The sequence below is a fragment of the Cupriavidus basilensis genome (assembly GCF_029335485.1).
Taxonomy (GTDB): Bacteria; Pseudomonadota; Gammaproteobacteria; order Burkholderiales; family Burkholderiaceae; genus Cupriavidus; species Cupriavidus basilensis_E.
The window spans coordinates 1-1,078 of the sequence record NZ_JARJLM010000279.1 but is presented as its reverse complement, the minus strand read 5'-3'; the positions used below and the strand labels follow the sequence as shown (position 1 = coordinate 1,078).

Genomic DNA, 1,078 nt, shown 5'->3' with positions numbered 1-1,078 from the left:
ACCTTCTGCCGGTGCGGATCAGATCGATATCCGCCCTATCGCGCGTAACCGCTGCTCGGACCTTCTCATGTCGGTCGCCGCCCAAACGTCGGCGACGATGCGCTCCGTCAGCGAGTTGATGCCGGCCTCTTTTGTTCGGATCAGATCCACTCTCCCCAGGTATCCGAAGCATGGTGGCTCCGAGACGTACCGGCTCGTCGTCATTGCGCCTTCTCTTCACGGAAGAACCGCTTCATCGTTGCCATGCGTCGTGCATCCTCAGTGGTCACGTAGCAGGTGGTGGTATCAAGCGAAGCGTGGCCCGCGTTCTGCTGCACCACCTCCAGCGGCGCCCCGGCCACTGGCGCGGGAGAAATATGGGTGTGCCGCATCCAGTGGGCGCTGGCGGACCGCAGGCGCGCCGCGCGTATCCACCAGGTCCAGCTCGCTCGCGCAGGCCTGGAAGAAGCGCTTGATCTGCCGGTTCAGCGTGGTTGCGGCCAGCGCGGCTTGCGCGCTGGCGCGGTCGGCCCTAGCCCACGGCGCCCGCTCGGCCTGGTCGGTGGCGTGCCCCAGCAGCGCCACGCCGCCCGCGGTCCAGTTCGCAGCCGGGTAAGCGGCAAAGCCCCACGCCGCAAGGTACCGTCCCAGCGCATCTATCGCCGGGAGGCGTTGCTTTGGGATATGACGCCCCTCGTCCGAGCGTCAGAGGGACTTGAACCCTCCCGAACAACGCGCTGCTCAGCACACAATATGGCCTCTGCCTCTGCCCGCCATTCCGACGCCTCTCGACGTCGGTAGCTCAATGGCAGCGGTGCAGAACTCCCCGGTTATGACGCCCCCTTCACGCTCATGCCGGTCGGATATATGCCGCACCGTTCCGTGCAAGTACTGGGCTTTGGCAATTCTGGCTACCTCACCCCGATACGACGCCTCATCCGCTTCCTGCTCGTCAGGCCAGGGCTTTGCCCCGGACCTCCTTCAGACTCCCAGTCGCCGGGGAGACCCTTGTCTCTGGCTGACATTTCCCCTTGTCAAGGGTGTCGGGGACTTGCACCCTCAAGTGCACGGGGCATGCCTGCCTGCGCGCACCCGAGCG

Annotated in this window: 1 protein-coding gene; it reads right to left on the bottom strand. The window is 65.5% G+C overall.

Annotated features, from left to right (window positions below):
• Positions 1-285: 285 nt before the first annotated feature.
• Positions 286-564, bottom strand: coding sequence for a hypothetical protein (locus P3W85_RS16425; protein WP_276265553.1), 279 nt, complete (start codon positions 562-564; stop codon positions 286-288).
• Positions 565-1,078 lie beyond the last annotated feature (514 nt).